Source organism: Streptomyces rubellomurinus, assembly GCF_000961885.1.
Classification (GTDB): Bacteria; Actinomycetota; Actinomycetes; order Streptomycetales; family Streptomycetaceae; genus Kitasatospora; species Kitasatospora rubellomurina.
Map to the genome: position 1 here is coordinate 1 of NZ_JZKH01000154.1, position 10293 is coordinate 10293.

2 protein-coding genes are annotated in these 10293 nt (G+C 76.1%); both read right to left on the reverse strand.

The window, feature by feature from the left end:
* A partial coding sequence (locus VM95_RS36105; protein ID WP_045705223.1) for a type I polyketide synthase occupies positions 1–2514 on the reverse strand: 2514 nt, incomplete at its 3' end.
* Between the two features lie 71 nt (positions 2515–2585).
* Positions 2586–10217 (reverse strand): type I polyketide synthase, encoded by a 7632-nt coding sequence (locus VM95_RS36110; RefSeq protein WP_208615595.1) that lies wholly within the window; start codon positions 10215–10217, stop codon positions 2586–2588.
* Positions 10218–10293: the final 76 nt, after the last annotated feature.

Here is a 10293-nt window from a genome sequence, read left to right on the forward strand (position 1 = left end):
CGGCATGGACAGCACCGGGTGGGCGCTGACCTCGACGAACACGCTGCGGCCGTCACCGAGCAGCTGCTCCAGCGCCCGGTCGAAGCGGACCGGCTCCCGCAGGTTCCGGCACCAGTACGCACCGTCCAGCTCCGGCCCTTCCAGCACCCGGCCGAGGACGGTCGAGTAGAACGGCACCGAGGCGCGCCCCGGCATCAAGTCAGCGAAAGACGAAGATAGTTCGGGCAGCAGGGAGTCCATCTGGGCACTGTGCGAGGCGTAGTCGACGTTCACCCGGCGGCAGAACACCGCCTGCTGGGCCAGGTCCGCCACCAGGGCGTCGATCGCCTCGCTGTCGCCCGACACGACCGTGGAACCAGGAGTGTTCACGGCCGCCACCGACAACGTGCCCTCGTAGGCCTTCAGGATCTCCTCGACCTCGGCGACGGGCCGCTCGACCAGCGCCATGCCGCCGAAGCCGGTCACCGCGCGCACGGCCGCCGAGCGGTGGGCAACGACCTTGGCGCCCTGCTCCAGCGACAGCGCACCCGAGACGACGGCCGCGACGACCTCGCCCTGGCTGTGACCCACCACAGCGCTGGGCTCGACACCCCACGAACGCCACAGCGCCGAGAGCGCCACACCCATCGCGAACAGCGCCGGCTGGACCACGTCCACCCGGTCCACCGGCGGGTGATCCCCGCCGCCACCGGCCAGAACCTCGCGGACCGACCACCCCGTGAACGGCCGCAGCGCCGCGTCACAGTCCTCCACAGCAGCCCGGAAGACCGGCGACTGCTCCAGCAGCGCAGCCCCCATCCCCAGCCACTGGCTCCCCTGGCCCGGGTACACGAACACCACGCCACCAGGCGCACCCGCGACACCGACACCGGCCGAGTCACCGGCGGCAACCGCGCGCAGCCGCTGCACGGCCTCCGCCGCAGAGCCCGCCACGACCACCGCCCGGTGCTCGAAGCGCGTCCGGTACTGAGCCGCCGTCAGCGCGACGTCCGCCAGCGGAACGTCGTCCCGGCCGTCCAGCCACTCCGCCCACCGCCCGGCCTGCGCCCGCAGCGCGGCCTCGTCCCGCCCGGACACGACCACCGGCACAGCCACCGGAACAGCCGGAGCAGCAACCGGCACAGCACCCGGAACAGCCGCAGCGACCGGCGCCTCCTCCAGGATCACGTGCGCGTTCGTCCCGCTGAGCCCGAACGACGACACACCGGCCCGGCGCGCCTGCTCGCCGCGCTCCCACGCCGCGGCCTCCTGGAGCAGGGCGAGCCCGCTGCCGTCCCACTCCACGTGCGGCGTCGGCTCGTCGGCGTGCAACGTGCGCGGCAGCACGCCGTTCTCCAGTGCCAGCACCATCTTGATCACGCCGATGACACCGGCCGCCGCCTGCGCGTGGCCGATGTTCGACTTGGACGAGCCCAGCAGCAGCGGCCGGTCGGCGGGCCGGTTCGGCCCGAAGACCTCCGCCAGCGCCCCCGCCTCGATCGGGTCGCCGAGCGACGTCCCGGTGCCGTGCGCCTCGATCGCGTCGATGTCGGCGGCGGAGAGGCGGGCCGCGGCCAGGGCGTCCTGGATGACCCGCTGCTGCGACGGCCCGTTCGGCGCGGTCAGCCCCTGGCTGCGCCCGTCCTGGTTGATCGCACTGCCCTTGATGACCGCGAGCACCCGGTCCCCGTCGCGCTGAGCGGCGGACAGCCGCTTGAGCACCAGGACCCCACACCCCTCGGCCCAACCGGCGCCGTCCGCACCCGCGCCGAAACTCTTGCAGCGGCCGTCCGCCGCCATGCCCCGCAGCCGGCTGAACTCGACGAACAGCGAGGGGTTGCTCATCACGGTGACGCCGCCCACCAGCGCCAGCTCGCACTCGCCCGCGCGCAGCGCCTGGACGGCCAGGTGCACGGCGACCAGCGACGACGAGCACGCGGTGTCCACGGTCACGGCCGGGCCCTGCAGCCCCAGCGCGTACGAGACGCGCCCGGAGACGACGCTACTGGCCTTGCCGGTGCTGATGTAGCCGTCGAGCGCGTCGAGGTCCTGGCCGAGGCTGCCGTAATCGGTGCTCATGGTGCCGAGGTAGACGCCCGCCCGGCTGCCTTCCAGGGTCTCCGGGCGGATGCCGGCGCGCTCCAGGGCCTCCCACGAGGCTTCGAGGACGAGCCGCTGCTGCGGGTCCATCGACAGGGCCTCGCGCGGCGAGATGCCGAAGAAGGCGGCGTCGAAGCGTTCGACGTCCGTGAGGAAGCCGCCTTCCCGGGCGTAGCTCTTGCCCACCGCCTCCGGGTCCGGGTCGAACAGGTCCAGGCCCTGCCAGCGCTCCGGGAAGCCGCCGATCGCGTCGCCGCCCGAGGCCAGCAGATCCCAGAAGCCCTCAGGGGTGTCGATCCCGCCGGGGAGGCGGCAGGCCATCGAGACGACCGCGATCGGCTCGGAGCGTTGCGCCTCCAGCTCGGCCGCGCGCTTCTGGAGGGCCCGGATGGCCGGCAGGGCCTGTTCCATGCGGTCCTGGGCTGAGGTCGTCATGTGGATGTCCTTTCCGCGTGCCCGTCGGTGGGGCTCGGGGTCACGTGAGCGGGAGAGGTGGGGGTTTCGGGTCAGAGCAGGTCGAGCCCGACGCCGCCCAGCAGGGCGTCCAGCTCGGCGTTGAGGTCGTCGACGGACCGTTCCTGGACCATCGGCGGCGCCGGAACCCCGGCCGGGGCGGCCGCCTCCTCCCGCTGGACGAGGTCCACGAGGTCGACGAGCCGTTCCAGCAGTCCGGCGCGGTGGATCTGCTCGGCCGACAGCCGTTCGAGGGCCCAGCCGAGGGTGGCCGCCGGGTCCTGCGCGGCGCCGCGGTCGGCCGCCGGGGGCGGGCCGGTGAGGCCGAGCCGGTCGAGCAGCAGCGCCGCGATCGCCTCGGGGGTCGGGTAGTCGAAGGCGAGGGTGGCGGGCAGGGTGAGCCCGGTCTCGGCGGAGAGCCGGCGGCGCAGTTCGACGGCCATCAGCGAGTCCAGGCCGAGCTCCTTGAGCACCTGCCGGGGGGCGAGCGCGGTGCCGGCCTTGCCGCCGAGGACGGCGCCGATCTCGCGCAGGACGGTGCCCAGCAGCGCCTCGCGCCGTTCGGCCTCGGGCAGGGCGACCAGCCGGTCCTTCAGGCCGGCCGGCTGTCCGGCGGCGGTGCGGGCGGCGGCCCGGCGGCGGCCGGGGGCCACCAGCCCCCGGAGCACCGAGGCGAGTCGGCCGCCGTCCCCGGTGGCGCGGCGGGCGCCGGCGAGGTCGAGCCGGACGGGCACCAGGTTCTCGGCGTTCTCGGCGGAGTAGCGGTCGAGCGCCGCGCCGAGCAGGCGCAGGCCCTGGTCGACGGGCAGCGGCGCGATGCCCTGGCGCCGCATCCGGGCGAGTTCGGCGCCGCCCAGGTGGGAGGTCATGCCGACCCCGGCCTGCTCCCACAGCCCCCAGGCGAGGCTGGACGCCGTCAGGCCGTCCGCCCGCCGGCGCGCGGCGAGCGCGTCGAGGAAGGTGTTCGCGGCGGCGTAGACGCCCTGGCCGGCGGTGCCGAGGACACCGGCGGCGGAGGAGAAGAGCACGAACGCGTCGAGGTCCAGGCCCCGGGTCAGCTCGTCCAGGTGGAGGGCGCCGGTCGCCTTGGGGGCCATCACCCGAGCGAGTCGGCCCTCGTCCTGGCCCGTGAGGAGGCCGTCGTCCAGGATGCCGGCCAGGTGGCAGACCGCAGTCCACGGCGCATCCGGACCCGCCACAGCGAGCACCTTCGCCACGTCATCCCGCCGAGTGACATCACACGCCACCACCTGCACACTCTCCGCGCCGGCCGCCAGCAGCGCCTGCGTCGTCTCGGTCGCCCCGGGGGCGTCGGGGCCCTGCCGGGAGGTCAGTACCAGCCGCCGCACGCCGTGCCGGCGGACCAGTTCGGCCGCCACCTGGCGGCCCAGTTCGCCGGTGCCGCCGGTGATCAGGACGGTTCCGTCCGGACGCGGCGTGCGCGGCTCCACGGTCCCGATCGGGACGCGCGCCAGGCGCGGGGCCAGGGCGCGGCCGGCCCGGAGGACCAGCTCGGGCTCGTCCGCGAGGGCGAGCGCGGCCGGGGCCGCGTCCGGGCCGTCCAGGTCGAGCAGGCGGATCGTCCGCTCCGGGTGCTCGGTGCGGGCGGTGCGCAGCAGGCCCCAGAGCGGGGCGTGCGCCAGGCCCGGCAGCCGGTCGCCGTCGACGGCGGCCACGCTGCCGGCGGTCACCCAGACCAGCTCGGCCGCGCCCAACCTCGGCTCGGCGAGCAGCTGTTGGAGGGTACGCAGCGCCTCCCCCGCCAGTCGGGACGCCTCGGTGGGCTCGGCGGCCCCGGTGGCGTCCACGACGACGACCGCCGGCACGGGCCCGGCAGAAGCCATCCGCGCGAGCAGCGCGGCGACGTCGGCCAGCGGCTCGGCGCCGAGGCGCGCGGCGAGGGCGCCGCTGCCGCCCAGCACGACGGCCGGACGGGCGGCGGCGGGCGGCGGCGTGGCCGGCAGCGCGACCGGCGGGAACTCCAGCCGGTACAGGTCCCCCGTGCTCCGGGCGGCGGCCAGCTGCTCGGCCGTCGCCTCCCGCAGGTTCAGGCCGCCGACGTGCGCGACCGGGCGGCCGAGCGGGTCGGCGGCCCAGAACTCGATCTGCCGGCCGCCGGCCACCTCGGTCACGTCGATCCGGACGCGCAGTTCGGACGCGCCCGCCAGGTACAGCTCGGCGTCGGTCCACTCGAACGGGAGCAGCGCGGACCCGGCCGGGGTCAGTTCGGCGACGACCGCCTGCAGCACGTGCAGCGCGGTGTCGAGGAGGGCCGGGTGGACGCCGTACTCGTCGGCCTTCAGGCCCTCGGGGAGCCGGACCAGGCCGTACGCGGTGTCGCCGCTGCGGAACAGCTCGGTCAGGCCCTGGAAGGCCGGGCCGTAGGCCAGGCCTCGCGCGGCGAAGCGCTCGTAGAAGCCGTCCAGGCTGACGGGCTCGGCACCGACGACCGGCCAGTGACGGAGCGCGTCGAACCCGTCCTGCGCCGACTCGCCCGCCTCGTCGGCGAGTTCACCGGAGGCGTGCAGCGTCCAGCCGTCCTCGACGTCCTCGGGACGGCCGTGGATCGTGAGCGGGCGGCGGCCGCCGGTGCCGGGGGCGCCGACCGCGATCTGCAGCCGGACCGGGCCATCGAGGACCAGCGGCTCCGACAGGGTCAGCTCGGCGACCCGCGCGGCGCCCACCGACTCCGCGGCGGCCCAGGCGAGTTCGAGCAGGCCGGTGCCGGGGACCAGGACGGTGCCGAAGGCGGCGTGGTCGCGCAGCCACGGCTGGGCGTTCGGCGCCAGCCGACCGGTGAAGAGGTGGCCCTCGCCCTCGGCCAGAGCAGTCGCGGCGCCCAGCCAGGGGTGTTCGGACGCCTCCAGGCCCATCGAGCCCGCGTCGGCGGAGGCCGCGGTGGCCTCCGTCCAGTAGCGGTCGCCCTGGAAGGCGTAGGCCGGGAGGTCGGCGACCGGAGAGCCGCCCTCGCCGAGGACCTTGGTCCAGTCGACGTCGACGCCCTGGACGTGCAACTGGCCGAGGGACTTCAGGAGTTGGTCGAGACCGCCCTCGTTGCGGGCGAGCGAGCCGACGACCACGCCGCCGTGTTCGGCGCTGCCGTCCGTCAGCGGCATGGACAGCACCGGGTGGGCGCTGACCTCGACGAAGACGTTGCGGCCGTCACCGAGCAACTGCTCCAGCGCCCGGTCGAAGCGGACCGGCTCCCGCAGGTTGCGGCACCAGTACGCGCCGTCCAGCTCGGGGCCGTCCAGCACCCGGCCGAGGACGGTCGAGTAGAAGGGAACGGACGCACGGCCGGGCTTCAAGTCCGCGAAGGCCGAGGACAATTCGGGCAGCAGGGAGTCCATCTGGGCGCTGTGCGAGGCGTAGTCGACGTTCACCCGGCGGCAGAACACCGCCTGCTGGGCCAGGTCCGCCACCAGGGCGTCGATCGCCTCGCTGTCACCGCTGACCACGGTCGACCCGGGCGTGTTCACGGCGGCGACGGAGAGCTTGCCGTCGTAGGCGGCGAGCAGGTCCTCCACCTGGCCGACCGGACGCTCGACCAGCGCCATGCCGCCGAAGCCGGTCACGGCCCGCACGGCCGCCGAGCGGAGGGCAACCACCTTGGCGCCCTGCTCCAGCGACAGCGCACCCGAGACGACGGCCGCGACGACCTCGCCCTGGCTGTGGCCAACGACGGCCGAAGGCTCGACACCCCAGGAGCGCCACAGGGCGGACAGGGCGACACCCATCGCGAACAGCGCCGGCTGGACCACGTCCACCCGGTCGACGGGCGGGTGATCCCCGCCGCCACCGGCCAGAACCTCCCGGACCGACCAGCCCGTGAACGGCCGCAGCGCCTCGTCACACGCCACGACGGCGTCACGGAACACCGGCGACTGCTCCAGCAGGGCAGCCCCCATCCCCAGCCACTGGCTCCCCTGGCCCGGGTACACGAACACGACCTGACCGGGATGACCGGCGACGCCGACCGGACCGCCGGCGGCGACCTCGCGAAGAGCTGTGGCCGCATCGGCTGCCGTGCCCGCGACCACGACGGCCCGGTGCTCGAAGTGGGTGCGGTGCCGAGCCGCCGTCAGCGCGACGTCGGCCAGCGGGACGCCGTCACGGCCGTCCAGCCAGTCGGCCCACCGCCCGGCCTGCGCCCGCAGCGCGGCTTCGTCGCGGCCCGAGACGACCACCGGCACGGCCACCGGGACAGCCGGAGCAGCCTCCGGAACAGCCGCAACGGCCGGCGCCTCCTCCAGGATCACGTGCGCGTTCGTCCCGCTGAGCCCGAAGGCCGAGACGCCCGCGCGGCGGACGCGCTCGCCGGGCTCCCAGGGCGTCGCCTCGTCGATGACGCGCACCGGGAGTTCGTCCCAGGCGATGTTCGGGTTGCGCGGCGTGCTGTGGACGGCGGCGGGCAGGGCGCGGTGCCGGAAGGAGGCGAGCACCTTGCAGACGCCGGCGATGCCCGCGGCGGATTCGAGGTGGCCGATGACGGCCTTGGCGGAGCCGAGGCCGAGGGGCCGGTCGGGGGTGCGGTCCTGCCCGTAGACGGCGGCGAGGGCCTGGACCTCGATCGGGTCGCCGAGCGGGGTGCCGGTGCCGTGGCACTCGACGTAGTCGACGTCGGCGGGGGCGAGCCCGGCGGCGTCGAGGGCGGCGCGCAGGACCTTGGCCTGCGAGGTGCCGTTGGGCGCGGTGATGCCGCTGCTGGCGCCGTCGTGGTTGACGGCGGTGGCGCGGACGACGCCGAGGACGGTGCGGCCCTGGGCGAGGGCGTCGGAGAGCCGCATGACCGCGACGACGCCGACGCCCTCGCCGCGCCCGTAGCCGTCCGCGGCGGCGGAGAAGGTCTTGCTGCGGCCGTCCGGGGCGAGGGCGTGGGAGCGGCTGAGGGCGACGAAGGCGCCGGGGTCGGCGAGGACCTGGACGCCGCCGGCGAGGGCGAGTTCGCAGCTGCCGGCGCGCAGCGCCTCGCAGGCGAGGTGCAGCGCGACCAGCGAGGAGGAGCACGCGGTGTCGACGGCGAGGGCGGGGCCCTGGAGGCCGAGGTGGTAGGCGATCCGGCCGGCGTGGAAGCTCTGGAGCTGGCCGGTGAGGGTGTAGGTGTCGCGGTCGGGGCCGGTCCGGTGGTTGCCGTACTCGCTGGTGCCGGCGCCGATGAAGACGCCGGTGGCCGAGTCGCGCAGGTCCTTGGGCCGGATGCCGGCGTGTTCGAGGGCGTGCCAGGCGGTCTGGAGCAGCAGGCGGTGCTGCGGGTCCATCGGCGCGGCCTCGCGCGGGCTGATGCCGAAGAAGGCGGCGTCGAAGGTGGCGACGTCGGCCAGCAGGGCGGCTTCGCGCACGTAGGTGCGGCCTTCGGCGTCGGGGTCCGGGTCGTGGACGGCGTCGATGTCGAAACGGTCGGCGGGGACGGGCGCGAGGGTGTCGCGGCCTTCGGCGAGGACGGTCCACAGGCTGTCGAGGTCGTGGGCGTCGCCGGGCATCCGCAGGCCGACGCCGACGATGGCGATCGGCTCCTCGGACCTGGTCGAAGCAGCCGTCCCGGACACCGGGGCCGCCGCCGAAGGGGCGAGCCGGTCGAGCAGCCAGCCCGCCGCGAGGTTGAGGTTCGGCTGGTCGTAGATCAGCGTCCTGGGGGCGGTGACCCCGGTGCGCTGCTGGATCCGGCGGCTGAAGTCGATCGCCATCATGGAGTCGAAGCCGAGGTCCTTGAACCCCCGGTCGGCGTCCAGCGAGCGGGCGTCCTTCACGCCCAGCACCGCCGCGGCCTCCCCGGCCAGCAGCTCGCGCAGGTGGCCGAGGCGGTCCTGTTCGGGCAGGTGGAGCAGGTCGTGCGCGGCGCCGGTGACGGCGGGGCGCGCGGTCCGGGCGGCGGCGGCCTCGGGGACGGCGCGCAGGGCGGGGCCGTCGTAGGTGGCGGCGGCGCGGTCCCAGTCGATCCGGGCGGCGACCAGCGGGCGGTCGGCCGCGAGGGCGGCGTCCAGGCAGGCGAGGGCCCGGTGGGCGGGCATCGGGACGAGGCCGAGGGCGTCGAGGTGGGCGCCGATGCGGCCGTCCGCCATGCCGGACGCGGCCCAGGGGCCCCAGGCGACGGACACGGCCGGCAGGCCGGCGGCGCGGCGGCGCTCGGCGAGGGCGTCGAGGGCGGTGTTCGCCATGGCGTAGTTGGCCTGGCCGGTGTTGCCGAGGGTGCCGACGACGGAGGAGAACAGGACGAAGGCGTCGAGGTCCAGGCCCCGGGTCAGCTCGTCCAGGTGCTGGGCGGCGACGGTCTTGGGGGCGGCGACGGCGGCCAGGGCGGCCGGGTCGAGGTGGTCGAGCAGGCGGTCGTCGAGCACCCCGGCGGCGTGCACGACCACGCGCAGCTCCTCGCCGAACTCCTCGACGAGCGCGGCCAGTTGGTCGCGGTCGGTGACGTCGCAGCCGGGCTGGGAGACCCGGGCGCCGAGCGCCTCCAGCTCGGCCCGCAGCTCGGCCGCACCCTCGGCGTCGGCGCCGCGCCGGGAGGCGAGGACGAGGTGTCCGACGCCGCGCGCGGCCAGGTGCCGGGCGACGTGGGCGGCCAGCGCGCCGCTGCCGCCGGTGACCAGCGCGGTACCGCTGCTCCGCCAGGCGGGGCGGCCGGGCTCGGGGGTGTGGCGGGTGAGCCGGCGGGCGCGGCGGCCGCTCGGGCGCAGCGCGACCTCCTGCTCGCCGCCGGTGCCGGCGAGGGTGGCGACCAGCTGGTCGCCGTCCACCGCGCCGGAGGCCGGCAGGTCGAGCGTCCCGCCCCACAGCAGCGGGTGTTCGAGGGCGACGACCCGGCCGAGGCCCCAGGCGGCGGCCTGCTGCGGCTCGGGCGCGGTGTCGTGGGCACCGGTCCGGACGGCGCCGGCGGTGACGATCCACAGCGGGGCGCGGACGGTGCCGGCGCCGTGGGCGGTGACCAGGGCCTGGACCAGCGCCAGGGTGCGGACGGCACCGGCGCTGACGGCGGGGTGCTCCGGGTCGGCGGTGGCGTCGAGCGCGGTGAGCGCGAGGACGCCGCGCAGCGCGCCGTCGACCGGCGCGGCGGCGAACTCGGCGAGCGCGTCGGCAAGTTCGGGGCCGGCCGGGAGGTGGTGCACGGTGCCGCCGGCCGCCTCCAGGGCGGCGGCGACGTCGGCGCGCAGGCCGTCCGGGCCGTCGACCAGCAGCCAGTGCCCCTCGGCGGGCCGGTGCCCGGCCTTCGGGGTGTCCAGCGCCTGCCAGTCCTCCTGATACAGCCAGTCGGCGATCTCGGCGGTCTCCGCGCTGCGGTCCCGCCAGGTCCGCAGGTACGGCAGCAGCGGGGCCACGGTGGGGCGCAACTGCTCGGACACGCCGATGAGTTCGGCGACCCGGTCGGCCTCGCCGCTGGCCACCGCCTGCCACAGCTGCCGCTCGCCGGAGTCCTCGGACTTCGGACGGGCGGCGGCGGGGGCGGCGGTCAGCCGGTGCGGCTCGCGCTGGAAGGCGTAGCCGGGCAGGTCGACGGGGGTTCCGGTGCCGAGGACGGCCGTCCAGTCGAGGTCCTGGCCGGCGACGTGCAGGGCGCCGGCGGCGGCGAGCAGGGCGGCGGGCTCGTCGTCGGTGGTGCGGAGGGAGGCGGTGAAGACGGCGTCGTCCAGGCAGGCGGCGCCCATCGCGGACAGCACTCCGGAGGGGCCGCATTCCAGGAAGCGGCGCACGCCCGCGTCGTGCAGGGTGCGGAGGGCGTCCAGGAAGCGGACGGCCTCGCGGGCCTGGCGCGCCCAGTACCGCGGG